Raw genomic sequence first — 24,078 nt, forward strand, 5'->3', positions numbered from 1 at the left:
GCGGTCGCCGGATTGGTGAAATATGCATGCGCCAGCTAATCGCTCTTTCACTCTTTCGCTCTTTCGCTCATTGGATTTAGTCCGTTAAATCGTTGTAGAGGAGTAAGCTGCCTTCGGTGACGACGATGTCGCCCGGTTTTAAGTTGCCGCCTTCAATGAACGCGTAGCGGGTGGTATTTTTCAGCACTGTTACTTCACGAGCTTCATATTTGTCTTTGCCGGTCTGTACAATCACGTAATAATGATCTCGGTCGAAGACGACGGCTTTTTGCGGAACAGCCAGCGATTTTCCTCCGTTTACACCACTCGAATTGGGTAGATGGACGTGGATCGTGGCAAACATGTCGGGTTTGAGCATCCCATCTTTATTGGGCAGAACAATACGGACTTTCAGTACCCGCGCCTGCTCGTCGAGTACGCTGCTCACGTTGCTGATAACGCCTTTGAATACTTTGTCGGGATACGCCAGTACCTGAATATCGACGGGTTGGCCCTGCTTTATTTCGGGAATATCCTGCTCATACACATTGGCCAGTACCCAGATCTGCTGAAGGCTGGAGATGGTATAGAGCGGGTTCTGGTTATCGGATCGTAAATCCTGGCCTGTGTTGACGTTCTTTTCGACTATATACCCGGCAATTGGGGATTTAACGGTGAAATAGGGCTGACTGGCTCCGTTAGTGTTCCCGGACGTTCCGCCATAGACCCGTAAAATGTTGGCCGATTTGCTCAACTCGTCTTCTGCTTTTTTGACATTGTTTTTGGCCGTTAGAAGATCGGTTTCCGAGGCAAAGCCTGATTTGAACTGGGCAGACACATTTTTCAACTGCTGCTGTGCAACTTCCAGATCCGACTTGTCGGCCTGATAGTTATTTGTATACGTCGAAATATCACCTGAGCGAATCAAGGCTAGATCCTGCCCTTTTTGTACATAGGCTCCCAGCGATGCATTTGTTTTTTCGACATTTCCACTCACCAGCGGGAATACGCGTACCACATTATCCTGATCAAACGTAACCGTACCATTTAGCGTCAGTTCATCTTCCGGGCTCATTTGGCGAACCGAATCGGTCAGGTAACTAGTGGATGAATCGGCACTGGAGGTAGGCAGTTTTTCGTCTTCTTTGTTTTTATGACTGCAGGCCGCGACGAACAGCCCAAGCGCCACGACTGGAATGAATGTTTTCATAGCTTAAAAGAACCGGGTATTGGTAGTGTAGTTGAGCAATTGCTGCGTATTGAACAGATTATTCAGGAGATTAATGTTGTTGAGTTGCGCCTGTTGATAGGTTCGGATTTTATCCAGATAATCCAGCAGACCAATGGTCCGGGCATTGTAGGCTTTGGTGGCTTCGACAGAAATGTTCTGAATTCGCTCCAGATACCCGGCTGGGCGGGTGGTGAACTGCTGATAATACGTACTCAGCTTGTCGTAGGCATTTAGTACATCGCTCTGCACTACGACCTGCTGGTTCTCCAGGCCGCTGGAAACTGCTTTCAACGTTGTTTCGGCCGACCGAATAGCACCCTGATTGCGGTTCAGAAGGGGTAAGTCCATCGATGCCTGAAAGCCTAGGAAATTAACATACGCGTTTCCGTATTTCTCAAACAGGACTCCGGTAGTGAGGTCGGGGGTTCGGCGGGCCTTTTCCAGCGCCAGGCTGCGCTGGGCATTGTTGATCTGCTCCTGCGAAAGGCCAATGTCGGGGCGGTTGGTTTGTGCCGAGTCCAGGGCTGTGGCCAGTGGAGGTAGGGTCAGTTTTCGTTCGGGTAGTTCCGTTGGCAGTATAAACGTATTGGCAGGTTGCCGAAGCAGAATCCGTAAAGTGGCCTGTTCGTCAGCAATCTGTGTCCGATAGGTAGCAATATTGGCTTGCAAATCCCGGATGGCAACTTCCAGCCGAGTCACTTCATAAGGAGCTACTCCACCCGACTGAAGGGCAATCCGATACGATTCGAGCAGCCGCTGTTGCCTTGTTACCTCATCGTCGAACAGCCGCAGTGTTTGTAAATCATAATACAGATTGGCATAGGTGGTATACAACTGGTAATGAAGTGTCCGCATCAGATCACGGAAAGCCAGCTTCGTTAATGCTTTGTTGCTCTCGGCCAGCGCAACCAGTTTGCTACGTTTACCTGCCAATAAAATCACCTGCTGTAGCTGCACCGCGTAGTAACCGCTGTTAAAAACCCCGGCATCAATATCGGCCTGCGAAGGTCGACCGAATGGCAGTACTTTATGGGTTTGTGGATTATACAGATTTCCCTGAAACCACAGGTTTGGGTTGGGGCGAAGGCCAGCCTGGGTAATAGCGGCATCGGCCATATCGATCTGATACCGCTGGGCAAGCAGTTGAAAATTGCGTTCCAGAAATTGTTGTTCCAGTTGTGGAAGGCTTTGCCGGGTAGTATCAGTGGCTGGTGGAGTGCTCAGTGTCTGAGCCTTTGTGTGCGAAAATATACTTATACAGGCTAGTAAGGCCAGATGGTAGAAAAAGCGGATAGATCGAGGACTCGGCATAGAATAAAACGGAAAGTAGAGCCAGGGAACCGGCTGATTTTGGCTGCAAATACCACTGGCTCAGTTAAGGAGTGCTTAAGGGCTTATTAATATCTGATTAAAAAAGAACGGCTTTACTTAAAAGATACTGTCCAGGCAACTGTTGTAATACTACTTAATTTTTAAAGAAGATTTAATAGCCTTTTAAAATCGATTTAAAGCCGAACGGAGTCTTTTGTAGCCGAATCAAGAAGCGTACGGGCCTAAAACGTACGGTAAGGCTATATGACTTATGACTATTTTACTCATCCAGGATGATCCTGCTTATCTTGAATTTCTGACCCGGATCTTACCCAATCACCAGCATACGATTCAACAGGCCCGCAATGGCTTACTCGGATTTGCGCAGGCGTTACATGCCCACTTCGATCTGATTTTGCTCGATACACAGACCGCTGGAATGGATGGTATTGAACTGGTCAGACGGTTGCGTCAGGAGAATGATTCTACGCCTGTATTGCTCCTGTCTACTCAAAACGATACGGCCACTAAGGTGAGAGGACTTAATGCCGGGGCTGATGATTATGTAATCAAGTCGGTAGATGCTTCCGAACTTCAGGCCCGCATTTTTGCTTTATACCGACGACGGACAGGTGGCTTCTCAGGGCCCAGGATTCTTCGCGTTGATAATCTTGAATTGAATATTGCCGAAAAAGCGGCCTATCGGGGTAATAAACGAATTAGGCTAACCGTACGCGAGTTCCAGCTTCTGGAATATTTAATTGAAAATGCTGGGCGCGTGGTGACGAAGACACAGATTCTGGAGAAAGCCTGGAATATGACCGAACGACATAATTCCAATAAGGTAGAAGTATATATTAATTATTTGCGGAATAAGGTTGATCGGGAGTTCGATCACAAACTGATTCACACCTTCATAGGGCTGGGCTATTTATTAAAGCCAGATATATAATCCTGATTGAAAAGCCCAGCCAACATGGTTTAATCAACACCCGTCAGTTTGTACCCAACTAAAAAGCTCGGAATCAGACATTCCGAGCTTTTTAGTTGGGTACAAACTGACGGGTGGAAACCCGCGCTAGACCTGAGAATGGCGGACTTCCGCCCACCTTACAGTTACTGATGATCCATACCACCACCTTTTTTGCAGCAGCTTGGCAGTTTGTTATACCCGGCTTGATCGGCTACGACTTCATCGGCATCGTAACCGGTTTTGCTAATCACCGATTTGAGTTTGGTAACATCCGTTTTGGCGGGATTGTATTTGATCGTAACCACTTTCGTTTTAACATCCAGATCCGCTTCTTTAACGCCTTTCTCGAATGATAGATTTCGTTCGATACGGGCTTTGCACATACCGCAAATGGCAGAGGTTTTAATTTTTACTTCTTTCTCCTTATCGTCGCGGGTAGGCGAGCTAACAAAGGAATTGCCTACGAGCAGAAGTGAGGTCAGAGCGGCTAGAAACAGGCTACGAATCATGGTATTTAATTGGTTTATAGTGAATTGAAAACGAAAATTTAACGGCTTTGGTGCCAAAAATAGCTTACATTCTGTGCATTTGTCGGTGACGCATCCTGATCATCCCCTGCATGGCCATCAGGCTGGTGATAAACGAAGGTAAATTTCACCGGAGATTTGGTTTTACCGTATAAAGGTCGAAGCCATTTGTCGGGTACACTGCCGGTTACCTGCGCACCCAGAACCAGATCGGAATTGAGTTGCCGGGCTATTCGCTAGTTCAAGTAGAGCGTTAAGTTGTTTATCACCAGTGCTGTGTGAACACGTATGCCACTGAAACCTGGATCAATATTGCCTAACTCCTCTGGTATTTTTCCAACATTTTCGTATCGGCCATACAAGGCAGTTTTCGATTTGTTAGCCATACCTTCAGAAACGTGTACGCTACGAGAAAGCCTGTCAGAACCAGGAAATAAACTTGTTCATTGCTTTCTTATGAATCACATGCTCCATTTGCAAATGCAACTGTTGTGCGTAGTGAGAGTGCCCCTTTGCAGTATAGGTAACTGGAAAGTCAGGATTGTATGATTGATCTATTCTATCAGATTCACCGCGAGAACGTATAGGAAAGAACCTGGGCAACCTAGCTTCTGCGCTGCGCCTTGGCATCCTCGCGGTGAAAATAGCGTTTATGCACTGGCCGACATTGACCGACACTCTTCGGCGCATTTGCGGCAGGCTTCAGCACAGGCTTTGCAATGGGCAACGTGATTGGCATGTTTTTCACACTCGTCGGCACAGGCGTCGCATACTTCAGCGCAGAGTACCATGAAATCGCGTGAGAAATCAGAGCCACGGGCATCCAGTCGACCGCAAAGCGTACAAATATCGGCACAATCCCGGCAGAGTTTAATGCAGGCGGTCATATCGTGGCCGCGCCCATCTTTGTCGCCCATTTCCAGGCAGGCAGTGGCACAGCGTTCGCAGGCTTGGGCGCAGTCGAAACAGGTATCTTCGTGAGCGTGTTGCATCATTTCCATAGTCATGTTGAGTTATATGCTGGTCGACCACCATTGGTCTGTCAAAATAACTACGGACAATCGATAGAGTTTTTACAAAATTCCAGGTAAGATGTACAGAAATTATCAGATCAGGCATATTCGCTATTGAGCAATTGGCTCAGGCAACGTTCTACTTCATCGACCGATACCTTGATATTTCCTTCAAGCTCTGCATGTTGGTTTTCTCCTGAAGTGCCCTGGTAATAAGCTGAATAGTTAATCTTAAGTACAGATGCCAGATACTGGAAGTGCGGTGGGGCATAACTGGGCGAAAACAATTCAAAGAGATGGGTACCGGGTTCGCACCAGATAATATTGGTGAACGAAGCCCCATGAGGACCTATAATAAAGGATGCGTTCTTATAAAGATCTACCTGTTCGGTTACGGATCGGGGCTGGTCGTCAATAATGACAAATCCATAGCCTTTGAGCATACGAATCAGGTCGGACTCATTAACAATCCGACGTCTGCCCGAACGGCTGATGTAAATGCGGTTTCGTTTGTTTCGAACAGGTTTTAGCTGGGCTTCGACCTGTTTTTTTAGGGCTGAAATGTCAGCTACATTCGGGTAAAACCAGTGGCCGTTATTGCCGCTAATAAACCGATCCGCTTCAACTGCAAAGTGGCTACTGTCGATAATCTGATTGTTCCTGACACCGATCAGGCTTAGGTATTCCCATTCATACGGCGTGTTGAATAGGGGATACGAAACGATGGCTTCTGAAAATACTGGCTCAGGCAGCGCGTCTTTGATCCGGCACAGTTGAGCAGCTACTAGTACCACAAAATCGTAATAGCCCCCATACGCAATACCGTCCAGATAATGGCTCCAGGGAGTGATGACCGTTTTGGCGGAATATGGTTTCCGATTCCGCCAGCCAAGGAGATTTTCCAACAGGTGGTGATTCCCAAAATTAGTACAGAGCAGGTTACGGTTGATTAAAGCACTTCCATATGGGAGTAGCCTGACTTTCTGGTCGAGCTGGTTGTAATCCCAGACCTGGGCTGATTCCGTGATCGCATCAGCTTGATGGAAAATTAATTGCGTTGGATTGCTCCCGTTAGGAACATCGGTTAGACGAATGTGATCAGATGGATGATTGGCAATTCGATATGGCTTTAGAAAATCTTCGGTTTGCTCCTTGGTTAGAATCCGGATTCCACGTATGCGTAGCACCCGCTCAATCAACTGGCTGATCAGGGCTTTAACTCGGCTCTTCATAACGGTGTGTTTGGGCGCAGAGGCTATGACTACTAGGGGCGATGCAAAACACAGAATACCTCTGTTGTTGTTTTGACTTTCAAATTGAATCCAGGTTACGTCGTTCTACGTGGGTTGCTTTCCTAAACTGGCCTGGTGTTTGCCCGGTTACCTGCCTGAATTGATTCGAAAGATGCTGAACGCTGCTATACCCTAGTCGCCAGGCTATTTCACTGAGTGTTAGTTCGTCATAGCGAAGCCATTCTTTAACTTTCTCGATTTTGAGGGCAATGATGTACTTTTCGAGGGTGTGTCCTTCGCTGGTAGAAAACAGGCCGCTCAGGTACGAGTATTCATAGCCTATCTTGCGTTCCAGAAACGTCGAATAATTCTCTGAGGCCAGCCGCTCGTTTTTGAGGTGCTGAATTTCGTTGATCAGCAGAATCTTGATATGCTCCACCAGCGACTGTTTTTTATCGTCGACCAGATCGAAGCCGTTAGCCTGCAACGTCTGGCGGACAGTATTCAGGGTAAGCGTAGGAGGGAGTTCTGCTACGTCAACTTCTCCCAGCTCTACCCGACCCACCCTCACGCCCAGGGCTTCTAGTTCTTCGCGTACAACCCGCTTACAACGGTCGCACACCATATTTCGGATGATTAGTGTCATAGTTCAGAACCTGGATTTATGGGATTTAACTGACCGATCATGGCTAGTATTCCCAGCCTTCTCCGAAGGCAATCATCAAAGTCGGTCAGCCGAAACACATAAATCCCAGTCAGGGTTGAGGTTTAAAACGGAAACCTGCGTACACCATACGGCCCGTGATAGGCCCCCACACCTGCGAGCCTGCATCGAAACGAGGCCCGAAAGGATCATTCGCAGCCACAATCGGATTGAGTTGCCGGAAGCCCGTCAGGTTTTCGCCACCCAGGTAGATTTCCCAGCCGCTGCGAAAAGCGCGGCTAAGCTGGGCATTGAGGTTATAAAAGCTGGGTGCCATATCGACCGGCATATTCTGATAGCTGGTATGAACATAACCTTCGCGCAGATAGGGTATCCGACGTGGGCCGTTCCATTGGAGCGTAGCGTCGAATTTCCATTTGTCGAACGGCAGTGCATACCCCGCATTGAGCAAAACTCGCTCACGGCTGATCATCATTTTGGGTAACAGTCGCTCTTCACCAAAAGGACTACCCATGCTTTGCTCCACATCAAACAGGCGGTAGGCTGCTTTTACCTCAAACCGCCTGGCAGGTTGTACATTCAACTCGGCCTGAAAACTGTTGGCAAACGAACGGGCTTTGCCTCCGGCTTCGGCAAGGTTGTAAAAATAAAGTTCTCCGGGGTGTTCAATGTCGACAATAAGCTGGTTCTGGAAATCGGTCCGGTGGTAATCCAGCACCAGCGATGCTTTTTTGCCAAGCACCTGAAAATCATTCGTCAGACTAATACCATAATTCCACGACGATTCAAACTGTAAAGGCTGGTTCAGATACACAGCCCGTGAACTAACCAGATACCCAAAATTTTCGGCAAATGGATTAGCCGCCCGAAATCCCCGACCCGCCGATGCCCGCAGGGTGATGTGCTGGCTAGGATTATATTTCAGATGGGCGCGTGGTGTAAGCTGGGTGCCAAACAGGTTATGAAAGTCGAGTCGACCGCCCAATACCAGCGTTAGTTTTTCGGGATACGTATACGTGTACTCGACAAAAGCCCCCGGCACCGACTCGGTTCGGGCTGTCTGAATGGTTTTATAGTGTTCGGAATAATCATCGAGCAGGTAGCTTAATCCCGCTTTGAACGCATTGTTGGTATTTCCGATGATACTCTGATAAATCAGGTTGGCATAAAACGTTTGCTGGCGACCCTCGTAAGGTGCGAAACCAAACCGGGCCGATTGCTCATGATGCACCCCATTCAGAATAAGACCTAACCCTTTATACGGCTTGTCGAGGTATAGCTTTGCCGTTTTTGAGAATAATTCCAGCCGTTTGGTTGTGTTCAAAAAACGATAACGGGCATTGCCAACTGACGATAACTGTCCACCATCGCGGTCTTCGTAAAGGGCCTTTACCCCAAACTGGGCCATATATTTTTCCCCGTTGTATTTATAACGGTTAATGACGTTGACCTGGGTGTAGAGCGGTAAATCGCGGAAACCATCCTTGTTCTGGTCAATTTCAGTACGGAGCGTGCTCACGTGTCCCAGCACGCCCATACTCCATTTTGGGTCAGAGATGCTCCGGTCTTTTTGACCTGGCCTGAGATCGTTATAGTTATTTCGTTTGTTGGCCAGCGGTTTCGACCAGTTGATGTTTCCTTCGACCCGGCCAAAACTATTGACATAGCCGTTGAGGAAAAGCTTCTGGTTATCCGGTCCGGCATTCCGGTCAGGTTTCTGAAGTTCAACGTTCATTTGCCCGCTCATCGACTCGTAGCCATTGACTACCGACCCGGCGCCTTTACCCACGTCAATGCTCGTAATCCAGGTACCCGGAATGTAGTTGAGCCCGAAGGTGGTTGCCAGTCCCCGAATGTTCGGAATATTTTCGACATTGGTTTGCACATACTGGCCACCCAATCCCAGAAACTGAATCTGTTTCGCACCGGTAACGGCATCACTGTACGACACGCTTACCGATGCGTTGGTTTCGAAACTTTCCGACAGATTGCAGCAGGCAGCTTTCGCCAGCGCCCGCTGGTTGATAAACTCCGTCTGAATCGGATTGATGCGATCAATTTGACCCGGTGCGCCGGATACCGTTACTTCCTGCAAGGTACGTTCGCTGCGAAGGGTTACGTTCAGATGAGTCGTTGGATTGGTTATCAGAAGCGTATCAGAACGGTAACCGACATAGCTGATAACCAATTGCTTCGAATTGGTATGAATTGGGAGTTGGAAATGACCATCGGTATCGGTCACAGTACCCCAAGAGGTGCCTGCCCATACGGCAGTAGCCCCTACCAGCGGTATGGTTTTGTTATTGACGAGCTCACTAACGCGCCCCCGAAGAAGAAGTGTTTTTGACGAATCTATAGTTGACGATTGGGAAGGTACGGTCTGGGCCTCCGTCTGATAAGAGAGTATTAACCCATTAATAACCAGCATCATTCCGGTGGACAAGGCTTTCATGCGTTCGTTGATTTATTGAAAACAGGACAACAGGCCAATGCCAAAAAGACACGAGCCATGGTTCATGCATCAACAAGCTCAAATAAGCAGGCAACGAACGAGCGTGAGGATATCGCGTCCGGAAAGAGAAGGAGGAGAGGGGAATGCCGAAACCGACGACGAATTGCCCGCAAATACCCAATTGAAAAGCCAGGCCAGAACGGTAGCTACACCGTGAAAAATCGTTTCGGTGAGGGTTTTAACGAACTTGGCAACCAGTTGGCTTAACGACGACGAAATGTCTACATTTTCATAATGCTGATCGTCCTGGCAGCATTCCATTTTTTTGACAGTCGGTTCGTCGGTCGATACCAACTGCTGATCGGCTGAACAACCCTGTTTGGCTTTTACCTCACTAAAGGCAACCACCATTGTTTTTTTCTTGCCACGCATCTGGCACGAATGTTCAACCAGCCCAAACCCCGTACTGCTCAGCAGCACGATGCAGGCCATTAGTAAGTTGAACCATTTGAACAGAGTGCGTTTCATCGTGACACAAATATCTACAATAGAAGCTATTCAAGGCAAGTGATTATCTGTCAACGGTCGAAATTCTGTAATTCTTAGTCTTTATTCTATAAAATAATACCTGAAAGGCCTATTCTATTGGTCAGCTCCATAGATGAAAAGCGGATCTGTCGTACCCAATCGGACTTCTCCGCCCAAACTGGAATACAGATAGATGGACAAAGGCTGGCCTGTTTGATCGACGTACCGTTTCAGGTCACCAATGATGTCCCGGAAACTTCGCTTCATCGAATAGAGCAGCGATATCATGTGATTATCTTCAGGCCAGTTTTTGGTAGCTAAATGTGAAGCCTCACTGCTGAGGTGTCGGTAGGGATGGTCCGGTACCGTAGCCGGGGTTACGCCAAGGGTCGATAAGTAGGCGATGAGATCGTTGGCAGCCTGTGTTTTATCGGAACCCGTGTAAACGATTGATCCAAAAAGTAGTTGACGGGGTATTGGAAAAACCTGTTCAACTGAACTCGTAAATTGGTTGTTCGCTCCCAGGTCCAGTACTGCTTTTTCGGAGGTAATGGTTAGTCGACCACTTTCCGTAAAGGAGGGCGTAATCAGATTGATCGTGTACGTGCCGGGAGGAAGGTCTTTTTCTGGAATAGAAAATCCACCTTTAGAAAGACACCCTGGTTTGGCTCCCGGAAAGGACTGACATGGCCCCTGACTGGTTGTACTGGCTAGTCTGACTGTGATGATGTTAGCTGTAATTGCTTTTTGAAAAACCAACTGGTATTGTTCAGAGAGGGCTTTCTGGCTGGAAAATTCAAATCGAAACCGGCGGCCCTCTTCACCAAAGATTTCATGGTCCCAATATAGGCTCAGGCCGTCGTTGGTAACAGCCGCAATATTGGTGTCTTCCTTGCACCCAAAAACAATACCGGCCAATAAGGTTACTAGCAATAAAGGTCGTTTCATCAGTATAGTATAACGTTCTTTATTGCTAAGACCCTACTGGCCGATATGGGGTTGTAATCGATAGCTCTAAACCGTTTCTGGCTCAGGGCTCATGAAGTCACTTAAGGGACGCAGGTTACGCTTTTCCTCTTCGTTATAGGGGAAAATTTCCAGGATTTTGGTAATGTTTACGTCCGTAATTTCGAATGGGTCAAGCGCTGTTTTCAGGCTTTGTTCAACCCGTTCATAGGCCTGTTTGGGTGTGTCGGCATTGACAAGCATCACACTCGGTGTTTTCTTCTGTTTGCCCGTTTTTTCGTCGTCGGTGATGAACATCGCTTTCACTTTGTACCAGGTTTCACTACCATCGTCGTGGTGAAATACATCGGCCAGTTTCATGCGCGAGATATTGGTAATATCAAACTCAGGAGTGTTGGCCGCAATTTCCTGATAAAGCCGGGTTTCGGCATCCGTGTAGCTAACGGCATCGACCAGATAGGCTTCGGTAACCGTCTTTTGCTTGATAAATTCTTCGTTTCGGCTTCCGACGTTCGAGTCGTCGATGGGCTGCTGATAGCGGATTTTTCCTAGAAACCAGTTAGGCATTTTTTAAGATTTTGATCTATAAGGATAACGATTTTGAGGCCGCAAAAGTGCCGAAAAATGGCGAAAGCGTGAAAGAATGAACGAGTGAATTCTCTGGTATCAGCCGCCTTTTCTTCAGCTCACTCTTTCGCCCGTTTACTATCTCGATTGGCCTGTTTGATGGATTGCTCGATCATATCCCACTGTTCCGACGAGACGGCTTCGAGGTGATTGAACTCCCCGGCTGCCAGTACTTCCCCTCCATCGATGGTGATGCACTCGCCGGTGATAAAGCCCGAATAGTCGGACAACAGGTAGGCCGCCAGATTCGCCAGTTCGCCATGTTCGCCCACGCGTTTGAGGGGAATGCGGCTGACAGGGTCCATCATTTTCATCAACGGTTCCGGGAAAAGCCGATCCCAGGCACCTTTGGTCGGGAATGGACCAGGGGCAATGGCGTTTAGGCGAATACCGTATTTCCCCCATTCGGCGGCCAGCGATCTGGTCATGATGAGCGCTCCACCCTTGGCTACCGCCGAAGGAACGACATAGCCCGAACCTGTTGTTGCGTAAGTTGTTGAGATGTTCAGCACCGTTCCTGGAATCTTGTTTTCAATCCAGTATTTGCCCACGGCCAGGGTAAAATAATATGTTCCGCGCAGCACAATATCGACAATGGTATCGAAGGCTTTGTACGACAGGCGCTCAGTCGGACTAATGAAATTACCGGCCGAATTGTTCAGTAATCCATCAACTTTACCAAACTTCTCAATCGTTTGCGCGAGGACGGCTTCAATGTCGGCTGTATTACGAACATCGCAGGGAACTGCCAGAACTTGCCCGCCAGTCTCGTCCATTAATTCCTTCGCCGTTTCATCGATCACCGACTGGCGACGGCTACAAATGGTGATGTTTGCCCCAAGCTGAAGCAGATAGCGACTGATAGACTTACCCAGTCCCGTTCCTCCCCCGGTGACAATAATCGTTTTCCCCTTAAGCGCATCATCGCGCAGCATGCCTGTTGTCATAATGATTGAATTGTTGAATGATTGAATGATTGAATAATTGAATAATCGAAGGAACCCCATTCAATCATTCAACAATTCAATCATTCACTCATTTAGTATCCTCTGTCTATTTTCTTGTTGAATTCGGCTTTACGTTTTTCCTGCGTGGCTTGCATGGCTTCCGAAAAATCGGCTGACTGGAGTTGGCTGGAGTTCCAGACGGCCACATACTGCAAACCGTCTTCGATGGATTTGTTGAGGCTGTAGTTCAAGACTCGTTTGGCTCCCTGTACGGCTGTTGCCGGATTGTCGGCTATTTGATGGGCTAGTTTGTCGGCGGCTTCGAAGAGCTGATCGGGCGTATCGTAAACATGATTGACCAGGCCAGTCCGCTCGGCAAAGGCGGAGTCGTAGTCGGCCCCGGTAAAGGCCATTTCGCGGGTAAAGCCCTGACCGATGATCTGGGGTAGAAACTGTAGACCGCCAATATCGGGCGTAATGGCCAGCTTCACTTCCCGGAGGCTGAATTTAGCATCGCGAGAGCATAGCCGGATATCGGCCGCTGCGATCATATTTAAGCCTCCACCTATACACCAGCCATGCACAGCCGCAATAACGGGTTTGGGCGACTCATGCATTTTTTGAAACCCCGACTGCATTTGCCGAATCTGCGCCATCAGGTCGACTCGTTGGTGGGCCAGTACGGTGCCCGTAGTCATTGTTCCAAGGCGCGGAAGCATTTGCATCACATTGAGGCCATAGCTGAAATGATCACCACTTCCCCGAAACACCAGGCAGCGAACGTCGGGCTTTTGGTTCAGTTCGTCCATGGCTCTGGGAAGTTCTTCCCAAAACTCAGGGCCCATCGCATTGCCTTTGCCAGGGCCAAGTAAAGAAATGGTCATCACCCCATCGGTCTGTGCGAAGGATAGTGACTGATAGGTTTGTTCCATCGAGCTTAGGCTAAGTGGCTAGTCGTTCTTTCCTGTACTAATAAAAGAACGGATTAGGCAATAATCTAATTAGTATGCAAGCATACGATTGATGTAAAGGTAGCAGAATTGCACCATGAAACGCAACAGCCCTTTGGGTTGACGAACAAATTCTCAGCCGGTAACCTGAACGGAATAAGACCCAGTGTACACTAATTTACCATCCAGACGAATATTTTTGACGGACGTATTTTGGCTGATGGTGACCGTATGCCCGGCGTTTACTTTTACATATTCGTTGGCAAACGGAACGCGCCCAACAGTCCATATCGATTTGTCCTGCCAGTTGCCCGATGCCACCGTTTCGACGGTATCTGAGAAAAGCGATATGGTGGGGAAAGGATGAAAAAGTAATGAGTTTGTCGTTGTGGAAGCGGTGCCAAACCAGTCGTTGAGGATGTCGGTATAAACCCGCCGGAAGTCGATCTGCATCGTGATATCTTTGTTGCCAGTCTGACCCGTCAGATTGGCAAGATCGGGGTTCTGACCAAAGGTGCGGTGCTTTAAATTACTGCCGAAAACGAACATGGGAGCCGCAACACCGTGATCGGTGCCTCGCGAATTGTTGGAGTTGGCCCGTCGTCCAAACTCGGAGAACGTCATGCCAACCACTTTGTCTTCGGTGCCCTGCAACTTTAAATCCTGCTGAAAGGCACTGATGGCCGTCGATACTTTGCCCAGTAAGTCGGCATGGGCTCCAATCAGCACGTTGGTTGGATCGACCTGGGTTGAATGGGTATCGAACCCACTGAGCGAGACAAAATAGATTTTCGTTTTCAGTCCTCCGTGGATCAACCGGGCTACGATTTTCAACTGGTCGGCCAGTGAGTTCTTGGCCGATGCATCGGGATAAGTGGCCATGTTCTGACCCGCATCGGCAGCTGCCTTAATCTCGGTCGCATAGCCAACCGACAGAACCTGTTGCTGCCGGATAAATGCAATCAGTTCGCCTGCATCGCAACAGGGCACATCGCCCGGCGATGTAGTGCCCCCCGATCCGACCAACTGGTAAAAACTATCGGGGTCACTGAGAGCAATGCCCATGGATTGCTGACTCCCCAATAGGGCTGTTGAGGTCAGATAGCCGATCTGAATCGCCAGTGGGTCTTCCATCTGCGGATTCGGATAGCCAACTGGATAGCCAGGGAATCGATTTTCGAGATAACGGCCCGCCCAGCCCGAATCCGATGTAACGTTGGCATCGACGGCGGTCATCCAGATGTCGGTAGCCCGGTAATGCGACTGATCAGGGTTGGGGTACGAAACCGAGTGAATGATTGAGAGTTTACCGGTATTGTACAGATCGCGCATGCCGGTCATGGCCGGATGGAGGCCAGTTGCCGGATTGCCATCCAGCGCCAAGACTGCGTTTTCGGGAATGGCGATGTTGCTTCGTAATCCTGTATAGAGCGAGTATTGATCCCGTGGAATTACGGTGTTCAGGCCGTCATTCCCGCCATTGAGATACACGATTACCAGGACCCGATCGGTAGCCAGGGCTCCCGTTTGCAACAGGGATCGAACCAGAGCGGATTGGCTCGTCATGGCTTTCAGCCCAAATCCATCCAGCATTACAGGCACCAGGCTCGCGGAGGCTGCTGCCAAAAAGTCTCTACGTTTCATTGGTCAAAGAGTGAAAGAGCGAATGAGTGAAAGAGTGGCTGACGCGTTTTGTTCACTCATTCACTCTTTAAAAAAGTTGATATTCAGCCATGCGGAGCATGTATTTCATTAAATTCTGTAATCGGTACAGCACTGCATTTTTTCGGTTCATGTTCGTTGGGTTTGAGCGATAATTGTTCCACTCAACTGTCCAAGACGAACGCGGAATACCTTGCATCATAATCGTGTCGATCAAAAAGTTGGTCTGCGACGGAAACAGATCGAGGGCAAACAGATTTTTAGAAAAGGCAGCCTGAACATCAACGCATGAAATCGCAGGCGTTCCGGCTACATCCGAAAAGTTGGGTTGAAGCGATGTGACCCAGCCCAGTAGGTCGATGCCCATTTTATAGGTTGGTTTTACCTGAAGCCAGCGCCAGATATAGGCATCGGTATAATCGCTCCGAAGCGCCAGCGTAGTCGTATTGATCCAGATTCTCGAATAACCGGTCTGATAGTAGGCGTCATACCCAAAAACGGACGGCTGATCGATCAGCGCCATCTGCATGTCACGCATACGCCAGAACATGAAATCGCAGTACACCTTAAACGCAGCATAGTCGGTAGTCATATCCGGTACAGGCTGATTGAAGAACCGCATAGCCCCCACGGCCAGATCGACCGGTGATTTTACCAGAGACCCGCGATTGGTGTCATCGAAAAAAATCTGGCTGGTTAGTAATTTGACAATGACCGGCTGAATGGCGTAGTTATTTGATGGACTGGCAAAAAACTGGGCTAGTGGAACAATGACGTTATCCTCGATTGTCTGGGTAACGTTAGGATTTACGTACCACCGATACAGTTTCCGACAGATAAACCGTGACGTTTGTGGGTGATTCAGCAGCATAGTCACCAGGTCGGCTAGTTCATCGTCACCTGCCGTTGTTGTCGATCGACCTGTAATGGTGGTATTGTTATACTGTGCCGAAAAGGTTTTGTTGGTTTTGTCGTGTTTCGACAGTGAAAAAGTACTGCTGAAACTGGTCGAGCCAACTACCCAATAATTGGTGTACTTCCAACCTGTGAGCACCCGGGCTGCTGCTTTTACATCGTCTTCGGTATAATTTTTATTTCCGACAAAATCAAATGCGCCTACTGTAAACAATTCCTGAAGTTCACGAGCATAATTCTCGTTGGGCTTGCCGACCTCATTTTCGTTGCCGTTCAGGTAACGCAGCATAGCCGGGTCTTTACTGATCTGAGTGACCAGCGTACGGAAATTTCCCAAAGCATTGTTGCGCAACAACTGCATATACTGATTGACAAAGCGATAGTCATCGACGACTTCGCGGGTCGTTACAAAATGATTTTGCCAGAATAGGGTTAGTTTATCAAGCAGGCTCGGTGGGGTTGTTTGGGAGGCCATCAGGCCCAACCACCAATACCGTAAATAATGGCCAAAATCAAAATTTCGGTCGCCGTTGAACGGTTTATCGAGGTACGTTTGCCCGGCCGTTGGTTGGTTACTATCCAGGTCAACGGGTGGCGGTGGCGAGTAGTCAGCATTGCTGATAAGCTGCTGAACTGCCTGTGTAGCCGTTAAGCCCGTGAAACTGGTGATTTCGGTCTGGGTGGGCCCGAAGGTTGCCCGCCGAAGCAAATGGGCAGCCGTCTTGGCCGTAAGCAGGGTGGTATACGGCTCCAGATAAGGCATTCACTACGATTACGTTACGGTTAAAGACGATCTGAACGGATTGTGAACTAGTTTTTAATCGTCTGATAAATAACAAGTTTACTGATTTGTTGAAAAATATACAATAAATCAGCGGTTTAAAACGAGGTCTGCTTTAACAGATATGATACTCGGCCATCCGAAGCATATATTTCATTAGGTTCTCTAAGCGAGAGCGAACCTCATACCGGGCTCCTCCGTCGTTTGTATTGGTTCGGTACGCATTCCATTGGAATGTCCAGGATGTACGCGGCAGGCCCTGCATCATAATTGTATCGATCAGAAAGTCTTTTTGTGATTGTTGTAAGTCAATGGCAAACAGATTTTTAGAAAAGCCTGTCTGCACATCGGCACAGGAAATGGCAGGGGTTCCAGCGACATCCGAAAAGTTCGGTTGGAGCGACGTAGCCCAAGCCAGTACATCAATCCCCATCAGATACGTGGGGTCAATCTGAAGATACCTTAACACATAGGCATCGGTATACTCATAGCGGTAACCAATGGTAGTGGTGTTGATCCAGATTTTGGTGTAGCCAGTATCGTAATAAGGTTCATAGCCAAACACCGAGGGTTGATCCAACAAAGGCATGAGCATGTCCTGCATGCGATAGAACATAAAATCGGTATAATTCCGAAAACCGACATAATGCGTTGGCAATACTGGCACAGGCTGGTTGAAGAACCGCATGGCCCCCACGGCCAGATCGACCGGCGACTTTACCAGTGCACCGATGTTTGCCGTATCGAAAAATACCTGACTCGTCAGCAGTTTTTCGATAACTGGTTGAATGGCAAAATTATTGGTGACGAAAAGCTGCGCGAGCGGAATAATAATGTCGTCTTCAATCGCTTGTGTAACGTTGGGGTTGACGTACCACCGATATAGTTTCCGGCAAATGAACCGGGCCGACGCTGGGTGGCTCAGTAGCATATTAACCAGATCGCTGAGTTCGGCATCGCCTGCCGTGACGGTAGGCGATGGGTTCGTTGATCGACCTATAATCACCGTATTGTTATAACTAGCCGAAAAGGTTTTGTCCGTAGTATCGTGGTTGGCCAGATTAAAGATGGTTGTAAAACTGGTCGAATTGTCAACTTCGTAGTTCGTATACTCCCAGCCAGTCAGCACTTTAGCGGCTGCCTTTACGTCATCTTCGGTATAGTTCTTATTCCCGGCGAAATCAAAAACGCCAACGGTAAACAGCTCCTGAAGCTCCCGGGCATAATTCTCGTTGGGGTGTCCTACAATGTTCTCATTCCCGTTCAGGTAGCGCAGCATGGCCGGATCTTTGGTAACCTGAATAACCAGATTCCGAAAGTTGCCCAGTGCATTATTGCGCAGCAACAGCAGATACTGATTCAGAAACCGATAATCGCCAACAGTTGATCGGGTCGTTACGAAATGATTTTGCCAGAACAGGGTCAACTTATCGAGCAGGCTGAGCGGGGTTGTTTGGGAGGCCATCAGGCCCAGCCACCAACAGCTCAGGTAGTGGCCAAAATCGAAATTTCGGTTGTGATTGAACGGCTTATCCAGATACGTCTGCCCGGCTGTTGGCTGATTTTCGTCCAGGTCAACAGGCGGGGTGGGCGAATAATTGGCATTGGCAATAAGCAACTGAACCGCCTGCGTAGCAGTCAGGCCGGTAAAGCTGGTAATCTCGGTCTGGGTTGGTCCGAAGGTTGCCCGTCGGAGCAAATGCGCGGCTGTTTTAGCCGTAAGCGGAGTGGTGTAGGTCGCCAGAGAAGGCATTTAATCCGTCTGTTCCAGTGAAAAGCTAGCATAGTGGGTTAGGAGGGGTAAACAATTTAAGCCCTGATGGCAAAAGAACCAGCAGAATCCTGCAATTTCGATAACAAAAAATGAGCCGTTTTTACGGTTTGGTAGGCTTAGTCAACTGTATTTGGTTTACTGTTGACCGTTTGCCTTAAAATTCTCGGTTATGCACTTCGATACACTTGCCCTCCGCGCTACCCATCAGCCCGACCCGATCACTGGGGTAGTTGTGCCTCCTATTCATTTGTCGACCACCTATGCCCGAAACGAAGCCAATGAGCTACCGGGTCCTTACATCTATACCCGCCCGAACAACCCGACGCGGGAGGCTCTGGAAAAAACCCTTGCAATGCTCGAAGGAGGGGCTGTCGGGATGGCGTTTGGATCGGGTCAGGCAGCCACAATGACTTTATTTCAGGCGCTCAGCCCCGGTGACCATGTGTTGCTATCGACCGACGCGTATTATGGTACTCCCGCTCTGCTCGAACAGGTGTTTCATCCGTGGGGGCTTACCTATACACGGGTAGATATGCGCGATCTGGAAGCCGTACGCGCGTCGATCCACGAGAATACCCGCGTACTCTGGTGCGAAACGCCTTCCAATCCCATGCTCGATATTGCCGATTTACGGTCGATCAGTCAACTGGCTCACGACGCTGGAGCGATCTGCGTATGCGACAATACGTGGGCGACACCCGTTCTGCAACGGCCTATCGAGCTAGGTTGTGATGTGGTGATGCATTCCACCACAAAATATTTGAGTGGACACAGCGATGTGCTGGGTGGAGCGCTGATTTTTAAGGAAGAGGCCGAATTTACCCAACGAGTGCGGTTGTTACAGGGATTATCGGGAGCTGTTCCATCCCCGTTCGATTGCTGGCTGGTTAGTCGGGGAATCAAAACATTGGGTGTGCGAGTACGTGCCCAAAGTGATACCGCGCAGCGCATTGCGGAGTTCCTGACCAATCATTTGGCGGTTGAGAGCGTACATTACCCCGGCCTGGAAAACCACCCACAACGGTCAATTATTCAGCAACAGATGAAAGGGCCTGGAGCCATGCTATCGGTGCAGGTAAAAGGGGGAGCCGACGAAGCGCTTCGCTTTATTGGGAAGCTAACGCTGTTTACACGAGCTACGAGCCTGGGTGGCGTTGAATCGCTGATCGAGCATCGGGCCACGGCAGAAGGACCAAACTCGATAACGCCGAAAAATCTGTTGCGTATATCAGTTGGTCTTGAACATGCCGACGATTTGCTGGCTGATTTGGCCCAGGCTCTGGACTAATGACTACCGCCGTTTTTTCGGAATGGGTTGGGTACCTGGATTCCAGTAATACAGCTTTTTAGAGTCCAGGTTCTTAAGCTGGATTGTGTAGGATGTAGACGAGTCGGGCACTTTTATCGGCATATTATCCAGGGTGGCTCGCACAACGGTTTTGGGGTCCATAGGATGCCGGTAAAATGAATTATTCGGCTGCACGTTTGGCATAAGGTCGGGTGGGAAAACAGAAGGCAGCGAATCTTTCCGGATTCGAGTGGCTGGTGCCTGAGCCATCGCACAGGTTATGCTGAACAGGGTGAGGATGCAGACGAGTCTCATGGTAGCTAGTAATTTGATTAATAAGCTATTGAAAAGACTCCGTTCGTACCAATAGGGTTGCAACATACGACAAAAAAGAGTACGAACTAAAGCAACAGCGTCGGGGTTCTCTAAGCGAATTGAATTAGCTTACTACAATGAAAATTGCGCTTATAGCCACCTCGTCGCGCAAGAACAGCAATTCGTTGCGCTTTGTGACCTACCTTCGCCGTCTGTTGGCCGAAGAAGGCGACCATGAGGTTTCGATCATAGATTTTGAGGAGTACGATATACCGTTTGTTGGTCAGGGGGCTGTCAAAAAAGATGGCCTGACACCGTTTCAGGAAGAACTCATCCGTAACTGGGAGACTGCCGACCTGGTAATTTTTGCCATGCCTGAGTATAACTGGACCGCTCCTCCACAGGCAACCAACACGATTCACCAGTTGGGTGGCCCTGCCTTCAAGCACTTATTCGATAATAAAGTGTTTGCAATGGTGGGCGTTTCGAACGGACGCGGAGGCCGACAGCCTGCTCTCGATATGACTACAGTAGTGAACAAAATTATCAGCTTTACCAACAGCTATTCGATTGTATCGCCCAAGTTGTACGAGTCGCACGAAACGGCGATTAATCTGGACGAGCACGGTCATTTTGTCGGGCATGAAGTTTATGAGCGAACTGTGAGGTCTTTTGTCGACTATACGCTGAATGTAGCGCAGCGATGGACGAGCCCCAGTTTAATTGAGAAATAAAAACGACGAGCCGCTGAGAAAATCTCAGCGGCTCGTTTGCTAGATTCCCGCTTTTTGTGACTACTTCACTCTACGGCTACCCGCATCAGCGACTGGCGTGATTCGGTACTTGCCTTTAGCATATACGTACCCGCAGAGATACCATCGATCGGCCATTCGACCAGTTTTTTACCACTGAAAGCTGGTATCTGGTAGATTCGAATCGCTCGCCCTGCTGCATCAAGCAGGTGAACCTGTATAGCCGATCGTTCCAACTGCTCAATCTCCAGACGCAGAAGATTGACTACAGGATTAGGCACTATGCGTACCGTTAAAGTAGACTTAGGTTCTTCCAGAGCCGTCAGTACAAAGTTGAAGGCATCGGAAGGGGGAGAGGCACAGCCATTGACCGTTACAATCACGGTGTATAAGCCACTCGCGTAGGGAACCAGCGTGGCACTAGTCGCATTTGAAACAGCCGTAGCCGAATTCGTTCCGGTTTGCAAATACCATTGGACGCCACTCGTTTGATTGACAACCAGACTACTAGTAGAAATCTGACTAATAATCGGTTTGGCAGGTGTCGGATTCTGCGCTTTAATCGTGACAAATAAAGTGGACGTTGTGCAACGGTTGCTGTCCCGAACGCTGACCGTGTAGGTTCCCTCCAGTAAATTGATCTGAGTGGCTGTATAGGGCTTTAATGTGTCCAGGCGTTCCGTTGTCCAGAAATAGGTAAATGGTTTGGTGCCCCCGGCCACCTGCACGGTCGCTTCGCCATTTCGACTACCCGGGCAACTTGCATTTTTAACCGTACCCGTCGATAAGGTCAGCGCTCCTCCATCCGTGACAATCGCTGTTGTTGTATCACTACATCCACCATCATCGACTACCCGAACCCGATAGGGGCTGGGTGTTAGGTTATTAATCTGGCTACTGATTTGTAAGGCCTGTCCAAGTATCTGAAAACGAAGCCCTGTACCTGTGCCACCGGTAGCCGCCAGTTTAATCGCCCCGGTTGGACATGTACAGCATGTAGCCGGTATGGGCGTGGCCTGTATTTTTACAGGAGTAATGTTCCCAATCGTTACGGATACGATACCGGTGCAGCCATTCGCATCGGTACCTACCACGGTATAGGTACCCGCCGTAAGCCCGTTCAGGACGCTGGTACTTTGAGGGGTAGAACTACTGGTAGCCTGATAAAGAACGGTTCCGGTTCCTCCAGACGGTGTGATGGTGATGGCTCCGGTATTGGGGCCTGAGCAGAGCACAGGTCTCGCTGTTGCGTTAAGAGCCAGGGGAGCCGGTTGTGGCACAGCTACACTTTGCTTGCCTCTACAGCCATTGGCATCCATCACGGTTATTTCATAGCTGGTAGCCGCTAACCCGGTAAATTGGGTGCCTGCTTGAAACGTTCCATTACCAAGCTGATATTGATAAGGAGACAAGCCACCTGTAGCCGAAACGCTGATGCTTCCATCGACCGAGCCCGTGCAGCGTGTTGGTACGGGGGTTAGTTTGATGGAAAAAGGGGCAGGCTGGCCAATATAAACCGGTTTATATAACACACAGTTATTTTTATCCGATACAATCAGTGTATAGGTTGAGTCAGCTTTAAGTCCATAAAAGGCATTGCTTTCCTGCGGGGGAGTTCCCTGAAGTGCGTAGCGATAATCGCCAACGCCCCCTGCCGCTACTGCTACCAGTTGACCATCCCGACTACCCACACATTTGGCGTTGACGACCATGACGTTTGCCGTTATGGGAGGGGGCTGCGGTAGCTCGGCAGTCGTTTTTAGCATACAACCTGCCGAATCCTTAACCACAACCGGATAACTACCTGCTTTGAAGGGGCCAAAGGCATTGAACGTCTGGAAAGGAAAATCACCAAGTTGATACTGCAATAGACCAACACCACCGCTGCCATTGATCACTATACCTCCGTCCAGCAGATTGTAGCAGGAAGGGGGGCGGTAGTCAAATGAAATGACGATAGGGCGGTAAACCCGAACGGTACCTACGGCAGTGGTTGTGGTTATGGCGGTGGTACTGCCTGAGCCCGCTACCTGACAAATGGCGGTATAGGAAGTTGTCTGTTGGGGAGTAACGACGATAGTCCCCCCCGTTTGCGTTGTTGACCAGCGGACAGTACCCCCTGTAGGGCAGCCTGATGCAGTGAGGGTTGTGCTGGTGCCAGCGCAAACCGATACTGTTCCGCTTACCGTCACAACCAGATCCGTTGGGGCAGTTGCCGTGGTCAGATCATCGGCCCAGGCAGGTAACCAGAGAATAAGTCCTATGAGCATACATAGGATTGATTGGCCTGATCGTGCTGGAAACAAGGAAAAAGGATGTATAGAACCGATCATAACTAGGTATTCATAGCCTGACAAACAAAGATAGTCTGTTCAGTCACGAAACCGATACGATGGGGTAAAGTATTCAGATGGGATCAGAAGCATTTATTCTGTGGAAGCTTCCAGTCGAAACCGATTAGAGTGTGAAGACGAAGCTATTCGAATAAGACTTCTGGCACTAAACGAGCGCTAGTAAAAGAGTCCCCAGTCATCCGGGGCGTCATTGTCCTTATCGAAGCTGTTTACCCATTCTACGAACAGGATGCGAAACTGTTCGATTTCATCCCGAAGTAGGTTCAAATAAGCGGTTGCGGCTAATTTTTCGGCTTTGCAGTAGGAGGTTTGCGCCAAAAGCTCGCGGGCATGCATTTTGATGATGACGGCATTTTCCATGCGCAGGGTGTACAAATCGCCCCCTTCTGCTCCAACGATTTTAGGGGCCAGCATCATTGCATTGGCCAGCATCTGTTCATGCATCATCAGCACATCGTCTTCCTTATTGATGGTTTCCACAATAGCCTGTGTAAGTTCCATCAATTCGTTGGCTTTCCGCAGAATAGGCAGATTCTTGATGCGTCGGTTTTCGGCTTCCATTTCGGCACGAGCCTCTTCCGGGTCATAATCCTCATCGAAGCCATCCCAGTCCAGAAAGCTATCGTCGTCGTCTTCGTCGTCAAAGTTCATTGCAAAATGGGCAAAGGGAATATCACCTTCCGCTTGCCAAAGTAACACAAACGTTTCCCAAAAACAAACCTTTTTTCCTAAAAACCCTCTGTATAGCGGCCAATAGTTGTCAACTTTTCTGCTCTATATGTATTGGGCGGATTCCATGAATTTTAGCTGTAACAGTTGAGCTTCTAGGAAATGTAA

Annotated in this window: 21 protein-coding genes; 3 read left to right on the top strand and 18 right to left on the bottom strand. The window is 49.0% G+C overall.

Annotated elements, in window-relative coordinates:
• Positions 1-76: 76 nt before the first annotated feature.
• Positions 77-1,189: an efflux RND transporter periplasmic adaptor subunit gene (locus B5M13_RS10950; RefSeq protein ID WP_080055709.1), complete on the bottom strand. Its 1,113-nt coding sequence runs from the start codon at positions 1,187-1,189 to the stop codon at positions 77-79.
• A gap of 3 nt (positions 1,190-1,192) precedes the next feature.
• Positions 1,193-2,521 (bottom strand): TolC family protein, encoded by a 1,329-nt coding sequence (locus B5M13_RS10955; protein WP_080055710.1) that lies wholly within the window; start codon positions 2,519-2,521, stop codon positions 1,193-1,195.
• A 271-nt stretch (positions 2,522-2,792) separates the two neighbouring features.
• Here B5M13_RS10955 and B5M13_RS10960 point away from each other — a divergent pair, with 271 nt between their 5' ends.
• A complete protein-coding gene (locus B5M13_RS10960) occupies positions 2,793-3,473 on the top strand; it encodes a response regulator transcription factor (protein WP_080055711.1) in 681 nt (226 codons plus the stop codon).
• 164 nt (positions 3,474-3,637) lie between these two features.
• Here the strand turns inward: B5M13_RS10960 and B5M13_RS10965 are convergent, their stop codons facing one another.
• The 13 genes from B5M13_RS10965 to B5M13_RS11025 all read right to left on the bottom strand — a co-directional run bounded on the left by B5M13_RS10965 (position 3,638) and on the right by B5M13_RS11025 (position 18,511).
• A complete protein-coding gene (locus B5M13_RS10965; protein WP_080055712.1) occupies positions 3,638-4,003 on the bottom strand; it encodes a heavy-metal-associated domain-containing protein in 366 nt (121 codons plus the stop codon).
• Between the two features lie 668 nt (positions 4,004-4,671).
• Positions 4,672-5,022, bottom strand: a complete 351-nt coding sequence (locus tag B5M13_RS10970) for a four-helix bundle copper-binding protein (protein WP_080055713.1) — start codon at positions 5,020-5,022, stop codon at positions 4,672-4,674.
• A 110-nt stretch (positions 5,023-5,132) separates the two neighbouring features.
• Complete coding sequence (locus B5M13_RS10975) at positions 5,133-6,266, bottom strand: glycosyltransferase family 61 protein (protein WP_080055714.1); 1,134 nt, start codon at positions 6,264-6,266, stop codon at positions 5,133-5,135.
• A gap of 79 nt (positions 6,267-6,345) precedes the next feature.
• Complete coding sequence (locus B5M13_RS10980; protein ID WP_080055715.1) at positions 6,346-6,912, bottom strand: AraC family transcriptional regulator; 567 nt, start codon at positions 6,910-6,912, stop codon at positions 6,346-6,348.
• Positions 6,913-7,021: 109 nt separating this feature from the next.
• On the bottom strand, positions 7,022-9,382 hold the full coding sequence (locus B5M13_RS10985; RefSeq protein WP_080055716.1) for a TonB-dependent receptor: 2,361 nt from the start codon (positions 9,380-9,382) through the stop codon (positions 7,022-7,024).
• Between the two features lie 78 nt (positions 9,383-9,460).
• Positions 9,461-9,910, bottom strand: coding sequence for an HYC_CC_PP family protein (locus B5M13_RS10990; RefSeq protein WP_080055717.1), 450 nt, complete (start codon positions 9,908-9,910; stop codon positions 9,461-9,463).
• Positions 9,911-10,024: 114 nt separating this feature from the next.
• Positions 10,025-10,858: a hypothetical protein gene (locus B5M13_RS10995; protein ID WP_080055718.1), complete on the bottom strand. Its 834-nt coding sequence runs from the start codon at positions 10,856-10,858 to the stop codon at positions 10,025-10,027.
• Between the two features lie 66 nt (positions 10,859-10,924).
• Positions 10,925-11,443: a DUF4494 domain-containing protein gene (locus B5M13_RS11000; protein ID WP_080055719.1), complete on the bottom strand. Its 519-nt coding sequence runs from the start codon at positions 11,441-11,443 to the stop codon at positions 10,925-10,927.
• Between the two features lie 119 nt (positions 11,444-11,562).
• On the bottom strand, positions 11,563-12,450 hold the full coding sequence (locus B5M13_RS11005; RefSeq protein ID WP_245859937.1) for an SDR family oxidoreductase: 888 nt from the start codon (positions 12,448-12,450) through the stop codon (positions 11,563-11,565).
• 92 nt (positions 12,451-12,542) lie between these two features.
• Positions 12,543-13,382, bottom strand: a complete 840-nt coding sequence (locus tag B5M13_RS11010) for a crotonase/enoyl-CoA hydratase family protein (RefSeq protein WP_080055720.1) — start codon at positions 13,380-13,382, stop codon at positions 12,543-12,545.
• Between the two features lie 153 nt (positions 13,383-13,535).
• Entirely contained in the window at positions 13,536-15,044 is a 1,509-nt protein-coding gene (locus B5M13_RS11015) for a DUF1501 domain-containing protein (protein WP_080055721.1), read from the bottom strand.
• A gap of 67 nt (positions 15,045-15,111) precedes the next feature.
• A complete protein-coding gene (locus tag B5M13_RS11020) occupies positions 15,112-16,740 on the bottom strand; it encodes a DUF1800 domain-containing protein (protein ID WP_080055722.1) in 1,629 nt (542 codons plus the stop codon).
• A gap of 133 nt (positions 16,741-16,873) precedes the next feature.
• Positions 16,874-18,511, bottom strand: coding sequence for a DUF1800 domain-containing protein (locus B5M13_RS11025; protein WP_080055723.1), 1,638 nt, complete (start codon positions 18,509-18,511; stop codon positions 16,874-16,876).
• Positions 18,512-18,701: 190 nt separating this feature from the next.
• Between B5M13_RS11025 and B5M13_RS11030 the strand changes: the two genes are divergently transcribed.
• Positions 18,702-19,820, top strand: a complete 1,119-nt coding sequence (locus B5M13_RS11030; protein WP_080055724.1) for a trans-sulfuration enzyme family protein — start codon at positions 18,702-18,704, stop codon at positions 19,818-19,820.
• Positions 19,821-19,823: 3 nt separating this feature from the next.
• Here B5M13_RS11030 and B5M13_RS11035 read toward each other — a convergent pair whose 3' ends face one another.
• A complete protein-coding gene (locus B5M13_RS11035; RefSeq protein WP_155297231.1) occupies positions 19,824-20,135 on the bottom strand; it encodes a hypothetical protein in 312 nt (103 codons plus the stop codon).
• Positions 20,136-20,272: 137 nt separating this feature from the next.
• Here B5M13_RS11035 and B5M13_RS11040 point away from each other — a divergent pair, with 137 nt between their 5' ends.
• Complete coding sequence (locus tag B5M13_RS11040) at positions 20,273-20,869, top strand: NAD(P)H-dependent oxidoreductase (RefSeq protein WP_080055726.1); 597 nt, start codon at positions 20,273-20,275, stop codon at positions 20,867-20,869.
• A 65-nt stretch (positions 20,870-20,934) separates the two neighbouring features.
• Here B5M13_RS11040 and B5M13_RS11045 read toward each other — a convergent pair whose 3' ends face one another.
• Positions 20,935-23,157, bottom strand: coding sequence for a SprB repeat-containing protein (locus tag B5M13_RS11045; protein WP_245859939.1), 2,223 nt, complete (start codon positions 23,155-23,157; stop codon positions 20,935-20,937).
• A gap of 240 nt (positions 23,158-23,397) precedes the next feature.
• On the bottom strand, positions 23,398-23,892 hold the full coding sequence (locus tag B5M13_RS11050; protein ID WP_026262290.1) for a hypothetical protein: 495 nt from the start codon (positions 23,890-23,892) through the stop codon (positions 23,398-23,400).
• Between the last annotated feature and the right edge of the window lie 186 nt (positions 23,893-24,078).

Origin of the sequence: Spirosoma aerolatum, from assembly GCF_002056795.1 — a bacterium.
In the GTDB taxonomy this organism is placed as follows: Bacteria; Bacteroidota; Bacteroidia; order Cytophagales; family Spirosomataceae; genus Spirosoma; species Spirosoma aerolatum.

What these genes read in the sequence shown, in the direction of transcription:
- B5M13_RS10950 (WP_080055709.1), bottom strand. Translation starts at nt 1,189, where the DNA reads ATGAAAACATTCATTCCAGTCGTGGCGCTTGGGCTGTTCGTCGCGGCC.
- B5M13_RS10955 (WP_080055710.1), bottom strand. Translation starts at nt 2,521, where the DNA reads ATGCCGAGTCCTCGATCTATCCGCTTTTTCTACCATCTGGCCTTACTA.
- B5M13_RS10960 (WP_080055711.1), top strand. Translation starts at nt 2,793, where the DNA reads ATGACTATTTTACTCATCCAGGATGATCCTGCTTATCTTGAATTTCTG.
- B5M13_RS10965 (WP_080055712.1), bottom strand. Translation starts at nt 4,003, where the DNA reads ATGATTCGTAGCCTGTTTCTAGCCGCTCTGACCTCACTTCTGCTCGTA.
- B5M13_RS10970 (WP_080055713.1), bottom strand. Translation starts at nt 5,022, where the DNA reads ATGGAAATGATGCAACACGCTCACGAAGATACCTGTTTCGACTGCGCC.
- B5M13_RS10975 (WP_080055714.1), bottom strand. Translation starts at nt 6,266, where the DNA reads ATGAAGAGCCGAGTTAAAGCCCTGATCAGCCAGTTGATTGAGCGGGTG.
- B5M13_RS10980 (WP_080055715.1), bottom strand. Translation starts at nt 6,912, where the DNA reads ATGACACTAATCATCCGAAATATGGTGTGCGACCGTTGTAAGCGGGTT.
- B5M13_RS10985 (WP_080055716.1), bottom strand. Translation starts at nt 9,382, where the DNA reads ATGAAAGCCTTGTCCACCGGAATGATGCTGGTTATTAATGGGTTAATA.
- B5M13_RS10990 (WP_080055717.1), bottom strand. Translation starts at nt 9,910, where the DNA reads ATGAAACGCACTCTGTTCAAATGGTTCAACTTACTAATGGCCTGCATC.
- B5M13_RS10995 (WP_080055718.1), bottom strand. Translation starts at nt 10,858, where the DNA reads ATGAAACGACCTTTATTGCTAGTAACCTTATTGGCCGGTATTGTTTTT.
- B5M13_RS11000 (WP_080055719.1), bottom strand. Translation starts at nt 11,443, where the DNA reads ATGCCTAACTGGTTTCTAGGAAAAATCCGCTATCAGCAGCCCATCGAC.
- B5M13_RS11005 (WP_245859937.1), bottom strand. Translation starts at nt 12,450, where the DNA reads ATGACAACAGGCATGCTGCGCGATGATGCGCTTAAGGGGAAAACGATT.
- B5M13_RS11010 (WP_080055720.1), bottom strand. Translation starts at nt 13,382, where the DNA reads ATGGAACAAACCTATCAGTCACTATCCTTCGCACAGACCGATGGGGTG.
- B5M13_RS11015 (WP_080055721.1), bottom strand. Translation starts at nt 15,044, where the DNA reads ATGAAACGTAGAGACTTTTTGGCAGCAGCCTCCGCGAGCCTGGTGCCT.
- B5M13_RS11020 (WP_080055722.1), bottom strand. Translation starts at nt 16,740, where the DNA reads ATGCCTTATCTGGAGCCGTATACCACCCTGCTTACGGCCAAGACGGCT.
- B5M13_RS11025 (WP_080055723.1), bottom strand. Translation starts at nt 18,511, where the DNA reads ATGCCTTCTCTGGCGACCTACACCACTCCGCTTACGGCTAAAACAGCC.
- B5M13_RS11030 (WP_080055724.1), top strand. Translation starts at nt 18,702, where the DNA reads ATGCACTTCGATACACTTGCCCTCCGCGCTACCCATCAGCCCGACCCG.
- B5M13_RS11035 (WP_155297231.1), bottom strand. Translation starts at nt 20,135, where the DNA reads ATGAGACTCGTCTGCATCCTCACCCTGTTCAGCATAACCTGTGCGATG.
- B5M13_RS11040 (WP_080055726.1), top strand. Translation starts at nt 20,273, where the DNA reads ATGAAAATTGCGCTTATAGCCACCTCGTCGCGCAAGAACAGCAATTCG.
- B5M13_RS11045 (WP_245859939.1), bottom strand. Translation starts at nt 23,157, where the DNA reads ATGCTCATAGGACTTATTCTCTGGTTACCTGCCTGGGCCGATGATCTG.
- B5M13_RS11050 (WP_026262290.1), bottom strand. Translation starts at nt 23,892, where the DNA reads ATGAACTTTGACGACGAAGACGACGACGATAGCTTTCTGGACTGGGAT.